Below are 18,240 nucleotides of genomic sequence, written 5' to 3'. Positions count from 1 at the left end.
GCGTGCGAACTATGGGGGCGAACGGGCGGATGAGTGGACAGTTGGGCCGTCCCAGTGCTGGACAGGGACCCCGTTGGCAGAGCCGCGGCAGCCTGATCGCCCGGCTCGTCGCGGCAACGGCCGTCGGCTCACTCGCGGGCCTCGGAGCCTTCAGCCTCACGCAAGTGACCAGCCGCACCCTCTTCGTCGTGGCGGGCGGTGTGGTGGGCGCTGTGACCGTCCTCGCGGTGCAGTGGTACCGGCGGCTCGCCCGGCTCACCGAGGTGAAGGTCACGATCCCACAGCTGAGCGAGCTCACCTTCGCCGTCAACAACGACTCCCGTCAGGTCGCGTGGCGCATGTTCGTCGAGACCGTGACCCGGGTCTCGACGCAGCCACTGACCGGCGACGAAGGCGTTGTCCGGGAGGCACTCACCTCGATGTACGGGCTGTTCGCCACCGCGCGGGAGACGCTGGCGGCCGCCCGCCCCTCCGCTCCGGTCCCGGGCGGGCAGACGGTGGAGTACCTCGCGATCACCATGCTGAACCGGGAGTTGAGGCCGTTCCTGTCCCAATGGCACCCACGGCTGCGGGAGTTCGAGAGGGCGCACCCCGACAGCCCGGAATCCGACTGGCCGGACAACGCCGCCTGCCGGGCCGAACTCCAGCGGGTACAGCACGCCATCCACGACTACGCAATCGGCTTCGCCCGCCTCGCCGGCGTCCGTGAACCAGAACCCCTCGTGAGACATGTCCCCCTCCCCCGAACCTCCGACGACAGACCTCCGGGAAGCACGATGTCCACGGTCGGCAACGGTCCAGCCGCGCCATGACCTCGGACACCGCTCCAACAAGCTCTCCGGGGTGCACCCACGCCCCAGCCGGCAGCCCGACATGACGAGCGGCGCGGTCTGGCCGGCCTTCAGCGACGGCGAGTTCTATTCTCCCCGCACACCCCAGAGTTCCACGAGGCAACCACCTTTGCCGCACGGGCTGGAGCCGAGGACGTCACCTGGTACCACGCGGGTCCACCGTGACGCGTAGCGCCGTTCCCTTTCCCTTGCATCGCCCGAGCCCGACCTTCATCACTGCCGATTGGGCGTCGCGGGCCGGCCAGTCGTTGAAGACTGTGTATCCGACGATGTGCTCCCGTGCCCGTCCGGGGTTGAGGTCACAGCCCTCGCGACCGATGACCGCGGCCACTTCGAGTTCGAAGTCGAGACCGGCTGAGCCAGTTCGGGACCGGAATCTCGTCGTCCGGCCCAACACCGCGTGAGGATCGGTGAATGTAGAACGTCGGCCCCACACGCCATTGCTCAGTCACACCGCCCCGCGCCGCCCACGGACTTCTCGACATACACCCTGCGCGAAGGCGCCTTCACCACCGAGGCGGCGGCCCGCACCGCATGGCGATCCGGGAAATCGCCCACCCTCGCAGCCGACGGCGCCTGGCGGTCCGCGTCCCCGCGCAGTTCTCGGACCGGGCGCGGGAGGACCATTGCTCTACGGCTGTCGGCAACGCACACCAATGCGTTCGTACATACGCGGTGAGGAGCTCAGCCAGTTCGAGCAGCGGACTCATAATCCGTCGGCTACAGGTTCCCTCCAAGCAGCACCTGCGCACCCGACCCGGCGTTGGTGGCCATCGACGAACCACAGGGCTTCCCGCCGGCACCGCCCGCCAGCGAAGCAGCCTCACGGCCGACAGGCAGGTCCTGGCCAGGTCGTTCACGCCCTCGTAAGCCGCACGATCCAGCACTTCTGTGGACCAGGCCCGGACCAACTCGGCATTAGATTCGGGATATATCTACAGGTAACAGGGCACCAAGTCGAGCATCGCCAGCAGACGATGAACCTGCCAACTGTCGACAGGGCCGCCACACCCTGCCGACAGTTGGCGCGGCCGGACTTGCCGCCTACAGTCCGAACTGAGCCGGAGCCCTATCCAAGGAAACTCAACCGAACCTGACGGTCAGGGTTGTCCTTGTTGGTGTCCGCCAAACTCCGTTAGGGCGACCCAGGCTACCGACCAACGCGCCCCCGCTCTTCCGATGGCAACCGTGGGATTCTCATCCGACGCGCGCGCCCGCAGCGGGTCGGCGGAGACCAACGGCAAGTCCATATCGGCGGCACTTCTCGTGACACCGACCACCACCTGGCAACGGCCCAAGCGAAACTGGCCGAGCTGACCTCCGCGCTGGACGAGCACACCGCAGAACTCAGTAACCCCGACCTTGCCCGGCGGACAGCCGCTCGCATCGGCGAAGAACTCGACAGCACGAACCCTGATCAACCCCGACTGACGGATAACCTCGATGACCTCGGCCTGGCAGTCGGCGCGGTGGCGTCCGTAGTGACCATTGTGCAGGCCCTGTACACCGCGGTGGCCGCCCTGCACAGCTGACGGCCCGATCCCGAAGCAGAACGGGGAGCAATTTCCGTCTTCCGCCCTCATCGATTTCGGCCCGAACGTACCGCATTCTCCTGAAGGCCACTCAGCGCAGAAACCAAAGGAGCCATCCAGGGTGAGCCAGAGACGTCCCTTGCCGCACAGGCCGCTGCCACGGGAATCGCCGCAGCCCGGCAACGTCCGTGGCAATTTCGGCCACCAACCGGCGGCACCCCTATACGCCGCGTAACCTCACGGGCATGGGGGCATCAACATCCGGTGCGGGCCAGGCCGCCGACGAGGAGGCGCGGCGGCTGAACGCGTACACGTACCTCAGCGCGCCCGAGCGGCTGGAGCACGTCTCGATCATGCGGATCTTCTGCGGAACGCTGCTGGCGGATCTCGCCGTCCCGGACATCATGGCGAAACTGCGCCAGACCGGCGCTTCTGCCGCGGGACTCGATGCCGACACCCTCACGGTCCGACTGGAACAGCTGGTCCAGTGGGGAAACCTGCTCCGCAGCAGCCACACGGTGAATGCGTCCAGCATCAGCGAGTACCAGCGTTCCCGCTCGCGCTACCAGCTGTCGAAACTGGGCGAACGTATCCAGCGGGACGCCGACGGGGTCCTAACCGAGGCCGACGCCGCCCGCGAGGTGAGCAACGAACTGCTGGCCCTGGTCGAGCGCGGACTACAGGAGCTGGCCGACCTCGTGACCGCGCCGGGCGGCGTCGAGCCGCAGGACGGACTGGAGCGGATCAGCACGCTGTTCGTGCAGTTCACCGAGTTCGCGGACTCCATACGCGACTTCTACGCGTACCTCGGCCAGGTGCTGTCCCGCTACGACCTGGACAGCGCCGAGTACCAGGGCTTCAAGGAACTGCTCTTGGACTACGTCGAGGCGATCACGGAGGACGTGGCGTTCCGAGCGCCCCGGATCTCGGCGGCGTTGGACGCCCTGTGGTCGCACATCCCGGCTGTGCTGGACCGGCTGGACTCCCACGCACAGGGACTCAACGGACTCTCGGCGCAGGCGCAGGGCGAAAGCCGCCCGGAGGTCCGGATCCAGCGCAGCCGGGGCCGCGAATTCGCGGACTGGGAGGGCCTGCGCGGCTGGTTCAGCAACACCGACGGCCAGGGCAGCCAGGTCGACCAGCTACGCGATGCCACCCTGCGCGCGTTGCAGTCGCTGCTCGCCAACGCCAAACGGATGCTGCGGTCGGCCACCGGGGAGATGTCTCGGCGCAAGGATCTGCTGCGGCTGGCCCGCTGGTTCGACGAAGCCGCGCCGCGGGACGCGCACGACATCGCCGTAGCCGCATTCGGGCTGTACGGCGCCCGCCATCTGGGCATACCGCCGGCCACCGACGAGGTGGTGCCCGCCTACACAAGCTGGTGGAACGGTCCGGTGGTCGAGGTGCCGGTGGCCCTGCGTGAAAGAGGCAGTCGAGCTCAGCGGGGCCGTGCCTCAGCGGTGGAGGACCACTCCGCGCAGAAGCAGCTGCTGAAGGAGGCGGCCCGTCAGCGGGCTGCAGTCAGAGCAGCGGCAGCCGACGAACTGCACAGCGCATCCGGCCGGTTCGCCGAGGTACGCCTCACCTCAGCGGCGCTCGGCCTGCTCCTGGAGCTGCTGGCCACAGCGCTCGGAAATGCACAGCTCAGCAAGCCCACCGGCACGGACGGAGAGAGAACGGCGGGGTTCGATCTCGACTCGGCCAGCAGTGAAGACGCCGAACTGCGTATCCGTCTCACCGTTCGCCGGACGACAGGCACCCGGACAGCACTGTCCTCGGCCGACGGCGACCTACTACTGGACGACCTGGAGCTAGACATCGTTCGCACCTCCGGCGCGGTCGCCGGCGAAGCGGAGGCGAGTGTGTCGTGACCCTCCCTTCGACTCACGATGTAGCCCTGGCAGCCGAGCGTCGCACCGCCGCCCGGTTGCTGCTCGCCCACCCACTGATCGCGTCGGACGGTTCCCACGCCGACCTCTTCCCGCTGATTCGCAGGCACGCCGACTGGCTCGGCAAACGGTTCCAGCAAGTGCTCGGCTACCGCCTGCTGGTCGACAGCTCCTACGCCCGGCTGTTCAAGGCGGGGCTGGGGGCGGGTTCGGGGCATCGGCTGGAGCGCTCCACCGGCACCCCGTTCACCCCGCACACGTACGCCTGCCTCGCGCTGGCCCTGTCCGTGCTGGTGACCGCGCCCGAGCAGATGCTGCTGTCACACCTGGTCGCCGATATCAGGGCTGCCGCAGCCGACGCCGGTATCGAGTTGGAGGAAACGGGCCGGGCGGCCGCGAAACGGACCCTGGTCGCGGCTCTGCGCCAGCTCGTCGACTGGGGTGTGCTCATCGAGACCGAGGGCCATGTGGCCACGCTTGCACAGGAGTCAGGCGGAGAAGCACTGATCACGATAGATCGGGAGCTGGCACGCGTGGTCGTCGCCGGCCCGCTCTCCCAGGCACGGGACGGCGCCGACCTGGTCCGGCGGGCAGCGGACCCGGGCTTCGGCGGACCACGCACCTACGTGCGCCGAATGCTGGTCGAGACACCCGTCCTCCACCTCGACGAGCTGACCGACGCCGAGCGTGACTGGCTGCGCACCCGGCAGCGCCGGGAAGCTCAGGCATTCTCCGAACTCCTGGGCCTGGAGATGGAGATCCGTGCCGAGGGCGTGGCGCTGATAGACCCCGAGGAAGAGCTCACGGATCTGCACCTGCCGGGCACCGGGACCGTCGCACAGGCCGCGCTGCTCCTGGCGGAGCGGCTCGTGGAACGGCTTCGGCCTCAGGACCCAGGGCATCCGGCAACCGGCGGGACGCTCGTCATCGGAGTGCCTGCCCCGGACGGCTTGGTGGACGAGGTGCTCGCCGAGCTGATCGCCGAGTACGGGCAGCGCAGCAACTGGCAACGCGGCTACCTGGAGGACCTTCCCTCCCTGCGAGAGGCCGTACTGGACCTGCTGGTCCGCATGCGGCTGATGGCCCGCGCGGGCCGGCTGCGCGCCGAGGGCGAAGGACTGCCGGAGGGATATGTCGAAGAGGCGTCGGAAGGACGCACGGTGACCGATGTCCATGGCGCGCGTCCCGGCGGCGAAGGCTGGGTGCTGCTGGCCGCAGCAGCCCGCTACGCCACCCAAGTCACCGTGCGCCCTGCCACCGCAGCCGGCAAAGACAAGGACGTTCAGGAGGAGTTGCCGCTATGACCACCGACGCGCGTGGCCTCATTCCGCTGCCGCGTTCCGGAGCTGCGACAACAGCCGGCCCCGCAACAACCAGCGGCACCCGCTTCCGGCTGCACCGGGCGGGTATCCAGAACGTCTGGCAGTACGACAGGCAGGAGTTCTCCTTCGGGAACGGACGGCTGCTACTGCGTGGCAAGAACGGCGCGGGCAAGTCCAAGGCCCTGGAGATGCTGCTCCCGTATCTTCTGGACGGCGACTCCCGGGCACTGGACGCGACAGGCACCGGCCGCACCACGCTCGCCTGGCTGATGCTGGACGGGTTCGAGCAGACCAACCGTCTCGGATACCTGTGGGTGGAGTTCCAGGGCACAGCCGACGACGGCGGTCACCGCCACCTCACGCTCGGTGCCGCCATCCGCGGCTCGAAGTCGACGCAGAAGGCGCTGCCGACGTTCTTCGTCACCCCGCTGCGGGTCGGTGAGGACCTGCAACTGGTTGAGGCCGGTAAGCCGCTACCGGTCGACCGACTCAAGGAGATCGTCGGCTCCGACAACACGACCGACCGTGCGGTCCAGCACCGCTCACGCGTGGCCCGGGAACTGTTCGGCATCACCGACGCAATGCGCTACCGCAACCTCACCCAGCTCCTCCACCGGCTGCGGCGCCCGACGGTCGGCGACCGTATCGAACACGGGGGCCTCGTCTCCCTGCTGAGCGAGACACTGCCGGGGCTCGACGAGGACGTGGTCGAGAAGGTAGCGCGCAACCTCCACGACCTCGACGCAGTACGGGACGAACTCGGCCGCCTGGAACGCACCGACGCGGCCTTGCACACGTTCCTCACCAGTTACCGCGGCTACCTGGCCGGAGTCCTGCGAACTTCCGCCCAGAGAGTGAGCCACGAGCTGGGTGTCCTCGCACAGCGGCGCCGGGCGGCCGGAGACGCCGCACAGCGGACGAGCGACTTGAGAGCGCAGGAGGAGGAGTCGGAGGGCCGACTGGAGACCCTGCGCGAGGAGGAACAGGACGCCCGGACCGACCTGGCCGCACTGCACGCCAGTCACGCCTACCGAAGCTTGCGCGAACTTTCGGAGCGCCGCGGCACGGTGGAGGCGCTGAACACCGCCGCCGCGGCCGCGTTCACCACCTTGAGCAACGCACACGATGCGGAGGAGGGCTCGGCGGAGCGGCTGGCCGAAGGCGTCGAACACCTCGGCAGCCGACTGGCCGAGCTGGGAACCGAACACCGGGAGCTGCTGACACAGGCAGAGAAGTCCGGGCTTCCCACCGGCCATCTCGGCGAGGCGGTGGCCCTGCCGCGCACGGTTCTCGCCCAGGCCACCGAGAACGAGCTGACGACTCCGGACGGGGAGACGCGCGCCGTACGGCACCGGTCGGTGGCCCGCGTGGACACAGTCACGGCGCAGGAAGGGCTGCGGTCCTGGCAGGACCAGTTGGAGAACGCCGAGGTGGTCGCGAAAAACCGGGCCCGGATGGTTCAGGAGGTGACCCGCCTCATCTCACGGGCGGACGAGGCCCGAGCTGCGGCAGCTCAGGCCGATGCCGAGCGCGAACGGGTGGAGGGCGAGGCGGAAGAGGCCGCCAGCCACCTCGACGACAGTCGGCAAAAGGTCGCCGAGGAGAGCGGCGCCTACTCCCGGCAAGTCGCCGAGTGGGCGGCGCACACGTGGAATGCGCTGGGTCCCGACTGCCCATCACTGGACGCCGTCCACGCCACCGTCGGCCACGAGACCTCTACCGACGCGCCCTTCGCGGACCGTACGCTGCCCCCCGACATCGACAGCCAGGCGTGGCGGACCGCTCAGGCCGCATTGGAGCCGTACGGCGAGGAACTCACCGGACACCGAGACGCCCTGGCACTCAGCGTCAACCGGCTCAGCGAAGAACTCGACCACCTAACGGAGCAGAAGCGGGACTGGGAGCAACGTACCGACCCCGAGCCGCCGGCTCCGCACCATCGCGCTGCCGCGAGGACGCCGGGCAGTGGAGCACCTTTCTACCGGCTCGTGGACTTCGTGGACGAACTGGCTCCGACCGACCGAGCCGGTCTGGAAGGGGCGCTGGAGGCGAGCGGAGTCCTGAACGCGTGGGTGAGTGCGGACGGCATCCTGCTCGATCCGCGCACCCGGGACACCCTTCTCCAGCCGGGTCCCGCGCTGTCCGACAGGCCAACTCTCGCCTCGGCCCTGCGCCCAGCCCCTGAACCGGGTTGCGGCGTCACGGCCGAGCAGGTGGAGGGTCTGCTGGCCACCATCGCACTCGCATCAACACAGGAGACCTCCGCGCACAACGCGGTTTCCTATGACGGCAGTTGGCGCCTGGGCGTACTCAGTGGTCGTCACGACAAGGGCGACACCGAATACGTGGGAGCCGCCGTACGCGCCGAGACCCGGCGACGCATCCTCGCCGAGTTGGAGGAGCGGATCGCGCAGACTGCACAGCGGCTGGCCGATATCCGCGAGGAGCTCGCCGCAGCCGATGCCATGCGTCGAACTCTCACGCTCGCGGAACGGGATTTCCCCAGCGCACGCAATCTCGCGGACGCCTGGAGCAGGACTGAATCAGCCGAGCGGACGCTGCGCGACCTGACCGCCAAGGCGACCCGGGCGGCGCGGCTGGCGGAGGAGGCACGCGCTCTCGCGGTATCGGCGCGGACCAAGTCGGAGGCCACCGCCACCGCCCACGACCTGCCCGGCGACCCGGCCGCCCTGGACCGTGTGCGCACCGCGCTGACCGGCCTGCTCGGCGGTATCGGGCATCTGCGCAGGGCCGTCAGCGGCACGCGCGAGCGGCTCGGTACTAACCAGGCCGATGCCGACCGGTACGGACGCGCCCAAGAGGATCGTCTGGCCGCGGACGAGAGCTACCGGCTCCACCTCGCCGGACTGCGCACCGCTGAGCAGGACCTGCGTACCCGCGAGGAGGCCATCGGATCGTCCGAGGAGGAGATCCTCTCCCGCGAGCAGGAGGCCAAACAGCGCATCGCGAACGCCGTCCGCGGCCTGCCCGGGGCGCAACGAGCGCGCGACGACCTCCACGACCAGCGCGTGCGCGCAGAAGAGGACGAGAAACGCCTGCGTGGGGCCCTGGCGGACCAGGAAACGACGGTCATCGACACCGGCAGCGCTCTTCGCGCTGCTCTCGGCCGACCGGAGGTGGTGCTCGGCGCCGGCCTCGACCGGTCCTTGCTGCCCGAGTACGTGTCGGACGATCCCGGCGCGGGCGTGCGCAGCCGTCTGCGAGCGCTGCGGGCCCTCGCCGACGGCGTGGAGCAAGCCCTCGGCCGCCCGAAGGGCGAGGTGTCAGACAGCACCCTGCTCAACCGTCACACCGATCTGCGCGATCAATTGGCCGGCGGGTTCGACGCGCAGCTGGAGGAGCACGACGGGATCAAGGTGTGCCGCTTGGTCGACGACCACGGGTCTCATGACGTCGCGGCCGTGGGCGAGCGGATCGCGGTTCAGGCCGCGGAGGCTCGAGGGCGGCTCACCGAGCGCGAACGTGAGGTCTTCCAGCGGTTCCTGACCGGCGAGCTAGGTGACCACCTCTCGGCACAGGTCATCACCGCTGCGAACCTGGTCGCGGCTCTCAACGACACTCTGCGGACCGTGCGCACCTCCCACGGTCTCGGCGTCGAACTGCTGTGGAAGCTCGACGAGGACGTGGACGCGGATGTACGCGCAGCCATCGAGCTGCTGCGCAGTCCGTCCAGCCTCAGGACGCGCGACCAGACCGAGCAGCTGCGCGAGGTGCTGCAACGCCGGATCGAGGACGCCCGCCGTGCCGACCCATCAGCCGGTTACGCCGCCCATCTGCGGACCGCGCTGGACTACCGAGACTGGTTCCGCTTCCACACCTTTGTGGTCGAGGACGCGGCCCCGGGCCGCCGTAGGAAGCTGACCGGCCGGACGGGGCTCAGCCAGGGCGAACAACGGGTCCTCTCCTACCTCGTCCTCTTCGCCGCAGCAGCCGCCCACTTCACCAGCCTCGCCGAGTCGGCACCGCACGCACCACGCCTGATCCTCCTGGACGACGCTTTCGCCAAGGTCGATGAACCCACCCACGGCCGACTGGGCCGTATCCTCGTCGACCTCGATCTCGACTTCGTCCTCACCAGCGAGCGGCTCATGGGCAACTGGCCCGAGGTTCCGTCCCTGCATATCTATGAGTGCCTCCGTGATCCCCACGTACGCGGGGTGGCCACCCTGCACTACACCTGGAACGGTCGGCACCGGCGTCTGGTGTCCGTATGAGCGGGCTGCCCGCCGCAACGCGCGAATGGCTGACGGGACCTGGACTCACCCGGCTGTGGCAGGGGGCACGTAAACGCCTGGAGAGCAACGGCGTACAGGCCACGGGTTCGCTCCGGCTGACCACGATGAACGCCCAGGAACGCAACGATCTATCCCTCCTACTGGGCAAACCCCTCACAGGTGCCGCCGTGACCGTACGGCTCGATGTACTCGACGCACGGCTACGCGCTTCAGCCGCCGGACTCGGACTCAGACAGACCCTGGAAGAACTCGGGCCGCCGCTCACCGACCGCCGTGCCGTCCGCGCGGACGTGGCGGCACGGCGGGAGCAGGTGTGGTCGTCCCTTGCTTCGTCACTGGACGCCTCCCCGCTCGCCGACCAGGAATGGCCCCGGCAGTGGTACGACCTGCTGCGCCGTGCCGGTGTTCCGAAAGGAGTGACGCCTGAAGCGGCGATATGGACACTCCAGCAGGCGGTCCAAGTCCTCACCGCTCTCCTCGGGCCCGAAGGAACTGAACGCAACGGCACACGCGGCCGAGGAGAGCTCGCCGCCATGACGACCGGCTCCGCGCACGGCCTCGACGACGGCACCTGGCTCGCACGCCTCGTCCAACGCGGCGTCGCCCTCGCCCATGGCACCGAGTTCCCCGACGACGCGGCCGGCCGACGCGCTCTGTGGCGACTGGTGTCCGTCACGCCGGACGAGGTCTCCGGCACGGTGCTCACCTACGGGTTGCGACCCGTTGGCGAGGGCTGGCGGGAGCGGGCTCTGCGGGAGCGGGCCGACCATCACTGCGAAGTTCACGTCACACCACGCGACCTCCATGACCTGCGGCTGCAGCTCCCCGCCGCAACGCTCATCCACATCTGTGAGAATCCGCGTGTGGTGGAAGCCGCAGCGGATGCGGCCTGCGTTCAGCCCATCGTGTGCACCTCCGGGAGCGCCGCCACCGTGGTCTTCACGCTTCTCGACGCCCTCGCCGCCACGGGTTGCCGCTTCGCGTACCACGGCGACTTCGACTGGCCGGGGATCGCTCTGGCCAACCGGGTCATCCGCCGCTACGAAGCCCTGCCGTGGCGCATGGGCACCGCGGACTACGAGCACCTGGCCGCCCGCAGTCAGGCCGAAGGAATCCCTCAACTGGCACTCGCCGGACAGCCGGTCGACGCGGACTGGGACCCGGACCTCGCCCCCGCCATGACCGCCCTCGGCGTCGCGCTCCACGAGGAGGCCACCCTCGATCTCTTGGTGGTAGACCTGTCATGCCAGATGTAGAGCGACGTCGGCATCATGCCGAACTCGCATGGATTGTCAGCCCTTTTCGGCATGATTGACGCTCACACCTGATACGTCGCCGCGCCCGGGTGGCTCTGACCAGAGGATCACGTCGCGGTGCGGTGTCGACGATTGGAGTCCGATGGCCGCGGCGGAATCACGCTTGTCTCTTCCTTACGACTTCCTGCGTACAGTGATCGCGCAGGCGTTCGACGATTCCCCACCTACACGCATGGCTGTCGAGGCGATACGCACGGCACCCCCGGGCACGGATCGAGACGGCCTGGCCATGTCCCTGCTTACGGGACCGCTCGCAAAGTCGGCGCCCGAGTGGCTGCTGGCTATGGCGGTGGAGAGCGACCTCAATCGCGAACCGCGCCCGCACATGACGACCGGTCGCATGGACTTGACCCGCGTCGCCCTGTCGCACCAAGGCTGCCGGGACGCGTACAGGGCGCAAGTCCTGGAGAAGTACACCGAGGCGCAACTCGGTGCACTTGGCCGGAGAGGGGGTGGCATAGCACTCATCCACGCCGTCGCCGCTGAGCTCCGCCGTCGCTCGACATCGCGCCTGCCCATCGCCCCCGAGCTGCTGAAGGATCCGACGCCCGCCCAGGTCGTTCTTGGTGAACACGGCCTGCACGAGGACGTGTTCGTCGCAGCCCTCGACTGCCTCCCACTCGGGCCGGACAAGCATGACGGCGAAGAAGACGTCGATGCGTGGATGGAGCGCCACCGTGCCGCATCCGACGCATGGAAAAGCATGTGGGACGGCGTCCTCCGGGCCCAGACCGAACATCACCGCCGCCTGCTGACCTGGTCCGCGAGGCAGCCCGCCGCCGATCGCGTGGTGCGTGAGCACCTGCTCGGCTCCATACCGTGGCACGTAGAACCAGCCTTGTTGGAGGAAGTCGCGGCACACAATCTGGAGTCCTTCGAGCGTGCGGTCCTCGTCACTCGGATTTACCGATCCTGCCGGGACGGGCTGACGCCCGCGCAGGCACGGGAGCGCTACGCCGACGCGTTGGCGGCCGCGTCCCAGGAGGAGCGGGACTACGTGGAACGATTCCTCGACGAGGAGATGCAGTCCGAGTCCATCCAGACCATCCTCTGCCGCTCCGCTGTCGACTGGGTGGAGCGGGCAGGAAGCCAGACCTGGCGGTTCCTCCTCAACCCCGGCGAGGCCCGGCGTTACGGCCAGCCCCGAGAATGGCTGGCGTCCCAGGAGCTCGTCGCCGCCCTCGGCACTCGGTTCGCAACTATCTGCCTTTCGGCTCTGAACCTCTGGGAACCGGAACCCGCTTCGCGCTATCGGGTCGTGCGCGATCTCGGCTGGTTGCACGCACTCCTCGTACATCTCCCCGAAGTCCCGGAGGAGGCGCGGCAGAAGGCGCGCCTCGTAGTCGAGGACACCAGGAGGTCCCTGGCTGCCCGGTCCGGTGCACACGGCTACCCGTCCAGCCATTCTGCGTGGAAGAAAAACCAACGGGCCAAGGAACTGATTGCCACCATCATGCCGCTCGTCACGGGTCCCGTCCCTGCCCTGCCTGGCCGACGCACAGCCTCCCTCGGCGACCCGCTAAGCATCCGGTTCAGACAGCTTGCCGACGCCGACGAGGCTGTTCTCGTTGCGTACCTGGACCGGCACACGGGAAACGACGCGCTCGTCGAGGAGGCCCTGCTCTCCTTCGCCGCCCGCTCCTACCGAAAGTCCCTCACCTTCGACGACGTACTGGCCCGCCACTCCGCCCCGCAGCAGACTCTGCTCGACCTCACACTGCACCTGCGCAGGCGCCTGGGCGGCGGACCCGAACTGCGAGGAAGCTGGGCCGAGATCATGCTGGCACGGCCCGAGTGCCCTCCTGAGCTGCTCAGGCTGCTGCCCGCCTGGTCAGCACTCAAAGTCCGCGGCCCGCGCTATGACACCACTCATCCCGCCGTCGCGGCCTACGTGTCCGAGGTGCTCGGAGACAGTGACGCGGCTTGGCAGCGGTTCGCAGCGAGCCCAATGTCGCACGCCGGCCCGGGCGCCTGGCATCGGCTCGGCGACCTCCTCGGCGCGGCGGTCGATGGGATCGTGTGGCCGGCGCCTCCGCCGGGACGCTAACGGCCGCCGTGTCGATCAGTCTCAGCCTCGTGGACCTACGCCCCGAGCGCCGCGCCAAGTATGTAGGGGGCGTCAATGGCAGGGTGCGGGCGGTTCGAGCCCTGGGAGCCATCGGGGAGCCAACCCGCTTCCCCGAGCCCCTTCGAAACCACCCGAGACCGCGACACCCCGACGCCCGGAGACTCTCGTTGCCCGTGGTGAACTCGCCGAACTGACAGGCGAGTCCGGCGACGAGCGCGGCGCGATCGAGCTGTACGAACGGATGGGCCGCGATTGCCAGCGACGTTACGGGACCCACGACCGCAGGGCTCTGGACGCGTTCGAGAACATGACCCGCTGGACCGAGGACGGGTTCGAAAGATGAGCTCACAGCAGGTTGCGCATCCTGGGCGCATCACGGGCACGATATCCCCCCACTTACTATTCGCAGCTCGGACATGCGCAGCGCCCAGTATTTGGCCATCGCTTTGCGGGGCCCAGCCCGAACAGGTTTCGAAGCTGCCCGCAGTCGGCTCAGACTGTCTGCGCGACAGCAGGCATAACACTCGATACACCAGATGAATTCTCGTCGGGTTTCGCGATCGCGCCGCGAGACCCGACGACCCGAGAAGCGCGCCACGGCGGACGAGAGACCCACGAACGTCCCCGCACTCCCTTTGGTGCCTCAACTCGCCCGTGGGCGCGGGCTGTTCTTCCGCGACGGTCGCTGTCAAACTTCCGGCCAGGTCCCTCTGTATCAATAAGGTGCTTCATGGCGTCGTCGCAGAACCACGACCAGCGGTTGCTCGACCGGATCCTGGAGGACCAACACCGCAAGCTCGCACCAGCGAAGACCCGGGACGACTTCTTCACGTTCTTTGCCGCCGACAAGGCGCTGCAGAACTGGAACCTCGACAACGACGAAATCGCAGACGGCATCGTGGAGGGCGCACACGACTGTGGGATTGACGGCATCTGAACCTCCGTCGACGAGCAATACATCACCGTCCGCAGAAGATCTTCTCGCCCCAGCACGACCTGGACATCTGCTGGCTCTGACTTGATGTCCACACCCGACTTCGCGCCTTCCACATCAAGTACACCGAAGACCGCCCGCTGCTCGGAGAGACCCTGAAGAACTGGCCCTACCCGCTCGCCTCCATGTCGGCCTACACCCTGACCCGGCTGCGCCAGCCCTCCACGCGTGACCTGCTCATATCGACCGACCCACCCGGTAATACGTGACGGGGCGGGGCCCAATGGACATCCCTGGCCCGTCTCCGCGGCCTGAGTCACGCATGACTGCGGGAACGATTTCGTGGGGGCGGCGCCGCAGTGCTCGGGGCACAACGGCTGATGGTCCACGAACCGCTGCTTCCCACGAGCCTGCCCAACCATCGCGACCCTATTGCCGACGCCCGCATCACTTGGTGCGGCCGGACTTGGCGCCTACCGTCCCATCCGAGCCGGCGCGCTATCCAAGGCTTCGGCACCCGTCCAAGACCATCGGGTGCGGGAACCTCCGGACGGGCTGATCCGATTACCGATCAAGAGGCCGCGTACGTCTCCACTGAGCTCAACCACGCGCACACGGTGTGCGGGCAGACCGCGCTGATCCTGAGCCGACTGGCCCGCCGGACCATCGGTCGACGAGTGGAACCCTGTTCCGTGCAAGGACAACGAGCGCCGTCACGGCGTGCAAGGCACCCGGCGCGTCGTACGCCAGGGCCCAGCGGAGCGCACCGCGCTCGGGCTCTCCCACTGCGAAGGGGTGGATCTCGTGAGTGCCTGGACGGACCGCACCGAGCGCGGCGCGGAGGACTTCCGGCTGGTCGCCTGCCCGACCGCACCCGGCTGGGCCGCCGCCTACCACCCGGAGACCGATGTCCTGGTGCCACGGGACAGTACGGCCGATATCAGCAACGCGCCGACGTCGAGGGGGATCGTGGTCAGACCGGAACGCACCACGACCGGGACCGCCACGGCCCCGCGGTCCGATGGCTCATAAGGGGACCCCCGAGGACCTGGTTCGCGCGGCCCGCGCCGTGGGCGTGACCGATGACCGCCTCCTGGCGGCCGTACGGAGCATTCCCCGGGCGGAATTCGTCCCCGCGGACGAAGTGGCATCCGCGTACCTGGACACGCCCGTCCCGCTCCCCCACGGGCAGGTGACCACCCAGCCCTCGCTGATCGCCATGATGGTATCCGCTCTCGGCCTCACCGGAGACGAACAGGTCCTGGAGGTCGGGACCGGATACGGCTGGCAGACCGCGCTGCTGGCCCGCTTGGCTTCGTACGTCGTCAGCGTCGAGCGCTGGCCCGACCTGGTCGTCGAGGCCCGCCGACGGCTGACCGGGCAGGGCGTCGGCAATGCCGAGGTCGTACTCGGCGACGGGACCCTCGGGATGCCGACCCGTGCCCCGTACGACGCCGTCATCGTCTGCGCGGCCTTCCCACGAGTGCCTGAGCCGCTCGTGGATCAGCTTCGCACCGGTGGCCGGCTCGTCCAGCCGATCGGACAGGGCGGGCAGGAGCGCGTCGAGCTGCACGAGCGGCATGCCCGCGGCCTGGTGCGACGCAGGACGATCACCGCGGCCCGCTTCGTCCGGCTGTACGGCGCTCATGGCTACGACCAGCGGTGACGCGCTCAGCGCTGATAGGTCCCGACCAGGGTGCCGGAGGCCAGCTCCCTGCCCTTCAGGGCATGGTGCACGTCCTCGGTACCCGGGTGGCCGTGCAACGGGAGCGGCTCGGACAGGGCGTACAGGCGGAAGAAGTAGCGGTGCGGCCCGTGCCCGGGTGGCGGCATCGGCCCTCCCCAGCCCACGCGGCCGAAGCCGTTGGGCCACGGCCGGCCCCCCAGGGGCTCCTGGCCCTCCCCAGCCCCGGTGGTCTCCGGATCGATGCCGGTCACCAGCCAGTGCAGGAAGGTCGCCCCCGGCGCGTCCGGGTCCTCACACAGGAGCACCAGCTCCGAGGCCTCGTGGGGCACCCCCGACCAGGTCAGGGGCGGTGAGATGTTCTCGCCCTCCCCGCTGTACCGACGGGGGATCACCGTTTTGTCGTCGAACGCGGCACTGCTGAGTTCAATTCCGCTCATGCGCGCCGCCATACCCGCAAGCGCGGCACCGGCACCGGTCCGCACCCCCACAAGACCCGTTCGGCCGAGCCCACCCGGGCCGCCGGAAGCGGGGAGGAAAATGGCAGTGTGCCGACAAGGATCCTGCTGGAGAGCCGCCCTGGGGCGGGCAAGACGACCGCCCTCCGTCGGCTGGCCGCGATGCTGCCCACCCACGCAGTCACCGGCTTCACCACTAAGGAGATCCGGCATTCCGGCGCCCGCGTCGGATTTGCCTTGGAGACTCTGGCAGGCCGACGGGAGGTACTCGCCCATGTCGACCTGCCCGGTCCTCCACGGGTAGGGAAATACGGTGTCGACCTGGGCGTCATGGAACGACTGGCGCTGCCGTCGCTTCGGCCGACAGCAACCGAGGAGGCCACAGGACGGCTGGTGCTCATAGATGAGCTGGGGCGGATGGAACTGACGTGCACGGCGTTCCGGCACGCGATCGACGCGCTGTTCGTCGCCGAGATCGACGTCGTCGCCACGGTCCACATGCACCACGATCCGTTCACCGACGCCCTCAAGCGGCGCGCCGACATCGAGGTAGTCCAACTAACTCCGGCAAACCGGGACGTCCTGCCGGGAGAGCTCGCGACCCGGCTACAGCAGCCCCGGCCACATGGAAGGCCGCCCTCTCACGGATGAGAAACCGGCCTCCGACCTGCCGAAAGCCCCGCAGCCGCGCGGAAGCCCTCTTGAACCGTCACTGCGCGGCCACTGGATCTGGCAGCCGTTCGACATGGGACGGGACCGGGAGAACGAACGGTCGACGTAGGCCGAAGAGATGCTCACCGCCCGCTCTGGTCGTCGATGGTGGCTTCCGCGCACGCTGACCGTGGGAACCAGTCAAAGGCGATGGCGCGGAAGGAAGTTGGCTGTTGCCCCCGAACTGTCGGACTCCCGGAGGGACTTCTCTTCGGCACCGGCACCACGACCTGCCAGATCGAAGGAGCAGCCACGGAGGACGACAATGGCCCACGTGTCCGGCCCGGGACTCACCTGGACTGCGTGCCTCTCCTGCAGCCGGCGGTCTTCGGCGCGGGACGGCTACGCACCACAGGGCCCATTTGGTACGGCCGGAATCCTCGCCTACTGTCGCGCCCTGTCAACCCACCAGCCGAAGGAGGCGAACCCTGCCCACCTGTTCCATCTCACCCAGTCGCCAGCCCCATGGCTTCAGAGATGACGCGGCTCGGTTGCTTTCCACGCAGGGTCGGGCCCAGAGAGTGCGCCGACGTGACGGCCGAACCTCCGCGGACACGGCGATCAGCCTAGGAAACTCAACCGAACCCGACGGTCGGCGTTGTCCCGGTTGGTGTCCACCAAACACACCGACTGCCAAGTCCCCATCTCCAAGCGCCCGTTGACTACCGGCAACGTCGCATGGGGCGGTACCAGGGCCGGCAGGACATGGTCGCGGCCGTGGCCGGGGGAGCCGTGGGCGTGTTGCCAGCGGTTGTCGGCGGGGAGGAGGGTGTGGAGGGCGGCGAGGAGGTCGTCGTCGCTGCCTGCGCCGGTCTCGATGACCGCGATTCCGGCCGTGGCGTGAGGTACGAAGATGTTCAGGAGGCCGTCGCGGCCGACCGCCGCCTCGGCGAGGAAGCGCTCGCAGTCGTGGGTGAGGTCGACGACCCGTTCCGTGGTGCCGGTCGTGAGGTTCAGGACGTGCGTGGTGAAGGAATCGGACATGCCGCCATCGTCGCGCACCCGGCCCCCGCGTGCCCCTGGGCCGCACCGGTGCGAGTCCACCGCGCACGTCCGTAGTACGAGACGCCGGTTGACCGTTGGTGGATCATCTCACTACGTTCAGCGGCATGTTGCGTTCAGCACTGCTCACCACGCGCGGTCACATCGACCTGCTGCGGGTGGCTTCCTCCGCCTGTCGTCGCGGCTGCTGACGCCCTTCGACGTCTTCTTCGCCTTT

13 protein-coding genes and 1 pseudogene are annotated in these 18,240 nt (G+C 68.6%); 11 read left to right on the top strand and 3 right to left on the bottom strand.

Annotated elements, in window-relative coordinates; translation table 11 throughout:
* The first annotated feature begins 164 nt into the window (after positions 1–164).
* Positions 165–812: a hypothetical protein gene (locus tag RCO28_RS32260; RefSeq protein ID WP_308944874.1), complete on the top strand. Its 648-nt coding sequence runs from the start codon at positions 165–167 to the stop codon at positions 810–812.
* 108 nt (positions 813–920) lie between these two features.
* On the opposite strand, the pseudogene RCO28_RS32255 reads toward RCO28_RS32260, so the two are convergent.
* Positions 921–1,309 (bottom strand): annotated as a pseudogene (locus tag RCO28_RS32255) (fumarylacetoacetate hydrolase family protein); the annotation flags it as partial.
* 1,319 nt (positions 1,310–2,628) lie between these two features.
* Between RCO28_RS32255 and RCO28_RS32250 the strand changes: the two are divergent.
* The 8 genes from RCO28_RS32250 (at position 2,629) to RCO28_RS32215 (ending at position 15,834) form a co-directional block, all read left to right on the top strand.
* The gene (locus RCO28_RS32250; RefSeq protein ID WP_308944873.1) at positions 2,629–4,254 is read left to right on the top strand and encodes a TIGR02677 family protein; all 1,626 of its coding nucleotides are present in this window, start codon (positions 2,629–2,631) and stop codon (positions 4,252–4,254) included.
* Positions 4,251–5,576: a TIGR02678 family protein gene (locus RCO28_RS32245; RefSeq protein ID WP_308944872.1), complete on the top strand. Its 1,326-nt coding sequence runs from the start codon at positions 4,251–4,253 to the stop codon at positions 5,574–5,576. Before RCO28_RS32250 ends, RCO28_RS32245 begins: the two co-directional genes overlap by 4 nt.
* On the top strand, positions 5,573–9,829 hold the full coding sequence (locus RCO28_RS32240; RefSeq protein WP_308944871.1) for a TIGR02680 family protein: 4,257 nt from the start codon (positions 5,573–5,575) through the stop codon (positions 9,827–9,829). The genes RCO28_RS32245 and RCO28_RS32240 overlap by 4 nt, the downstream gene beginning before the upstream one ends.
* Entirely contained in the window at positions 9,826–11,106 is a 1,281-nt protein-coding gene (locus RCO28_RS32235; RefSeq protein ID WP_308944870.1) for a TIGR02679 family protein, read from the top strand. Before RCO28_RS32240 ends, RCO28_RS32235 begins: the two co-directional genes overlap by 4 nt.
* A 142-nt stretch (positions 11,107–11,248) precedes the next feature.
* Positions 11,249–13,213 carry a hypothetical protein gene (locus RCO28_RS32230; RefSeq protein WP_308944869.1) on the top strand — a complete coding sequence of 655 codons (1,965 nt, stop codon included), beginning with the start codon at positions 11,249–11,251 and terminating at the stop codon, positions 13,211–13,213.
* A gap of 751 nt (positions 13,214–13,964) precedes the next feature.
* Positions 13,965–14,171, top strand: coding sequence for a hypothetical protein (locus RCO28_RS32225; protein ID WP_308944868.1), 207 nt, complete (start codon positions 13,965–13,967; stop codon positions 14,169–14,171).
* A gap of 801 nt (positions 14,172–14,972) precedes the next feature.
* A complete protein-coding gene (locus RCO28_RS32220) occupies positions 14,973–15,200 on the top strand; it encodes a hypothetical protein (protein WP_308944867.1) in 228 nt (75 codons plus the stop codon).
* On the top strand, positions 15,190–15,834 hold the full coding sequence (locus RCO28_RS32215; RefSeq protein ID WP_308944866.1) for a protein-L-isoaspartate(D-aspartate) O-methyltransferase: 645 nt from the start codon (positions 15,190–15,192) through the stop codon (positions 15,832–15,834). The genes RCO28_RS32220 and RCO28_RS32215 overlap by 11 nt, the downstream gene beginning before the upstream one ends.
* Positions 15,835–15,839: 5 nt before the next feature.
* On the opposite strand, the gene RCO28_RS32210 is transcribed toward RCO28_RS32215, so the two are convergent.
* Positions 15,840–16,292, bottom strand: coding sequence for a YbhB/YbcL family Raf kinase inhibitor-like protein (locus tag RCO28_RS32210; protein WP_308944865.1), 453 nt, complete (start codon positions 16,290–16,292; stop codon positions 15,840–15,842).
* A 108-nt stretch (positions 16,293–16,400) separates the two neighbouring features.
* Here RCO28_RS32210 and RCO28_RS32205 point away from each other — a divergent pair, with 108 nt between their 5' ends.
* Positions 16,401–16,961, top strand: coding sequence for a nucleoside-triphosphatase (locus RCO28_RS32205; RefSeq protein WP_308944864.1), 561 nt, complete (start codon positions 16,401–16,403; stop codon positions 16,959–16,961).
* Between the two features lie 621 nt (positions 16,962–17,582).
* Here RCO28_RS32205 and RCO28_RS32200 read toward each other — a convergent pair.
* Positions 17,583–18,005, bottom strand: coding sequence for a secondary thiamine-phosphate synthase enzyme YjbQ (locus RCO28_RS32200; protein WP_308944863.1), 423 nt, complete (start codon positions 18,003–18,005; stop codon positions 17,583–17,585).
* 125 nt (positions 18,006–18,130) lie between these two features.
* Between RCO28_RS32200 and RCO28_RS39510 the strand changes: the two genes are divergently transcribed.
* Positions 18,131–18,214 (top strand): putative leader peptide, encoded by an 84-nt coding sequence (locus RCO28_RS39510; protein WP_355809829.1) that lies wholly within the window; start codon positions 18,131–18,133, stop codon positions 18,212–18,214.
* Positions 18,215–18,240 lie beyond the last annotated feature (26 nt).

The organism is Streptomyces sp. LHD-70, from assembly GCF_031157275.1.
In the GTDB taxonomy this organism is placed as follows: Bacteria; Actinomycetota; Actinomycetes; order Streptomycetales; family Streptomycetaceae; genus Streptomyces.
This window is presented reverse-complemented; position numbering and strand designations above follow the sequence as displayed.

Bases quoted from the DNA above. Each gene is read 5' to 3' on its own strand.
- RCO28_RS39510 (WP_355809829.1), top strand. From the start codon at position 18,131: ATGTTGCGTTCAGCACTGCTCACCACGCGCGGTCACATCGACCTGCTG.
- RCO28_RS32200 (WP_308944863.1), bottom strand. From the start codon at position 18,005: ATGTCCGATTCCTTCACCACGCACGTCCTGAACCTCACGACCGGCACC.
- RCO28_RS32215 (WP_308944866.1), top strand. From the start codon at position 15,190: ATGGCTCATAAGGGGACCCCCGAGGACCTGGTTCGCGCGGCCCGCGCC.
- RCO28_RS32230 (WP_308944869.1), top strand. From the start codon at position 11,249: ATGGCCGCGGCGGAATCACGCTTGTCTCTTCCTTACGACTTCCTGCGT.
- RCO28_RS32225 (WP_308944868.1), top strand. From the start codon at position 13,965: ATGGCGTCGTCGCAGAACCACGACCAGCGGTTGCTCGACCGGATCCTG.
- RCO28_RS32250 (WP_308944873.1), top strand. From the start codon at position 2,629: ATGGGGGCATCAACATCCGGTGCGGGCCAGGCCGCCGACGAGGAGGCG.
- RCO28_RS32240 (WP_308944871.1), top strand. From the start codon at position 5,573: ATGACCACCGACGCGCGTGGCCTCATTCCGCTGCCGCGTTCCGGAGCT.
- RCO28_RS32235 (WP_308944870.1), top strand. From the start codon at position 9,826: ATGAGCGGGCTGCCCGCCGCAACGCGCGAATGGCTGACGGGACCTGGA.
- RCO28_RS32210 (WP_308944865.1), bottom strand. From the start codon at position 16,292: ATGAGCGGAATTGAACTCAGCAGTGCCGCGTTCGACGACAAAACGGTG.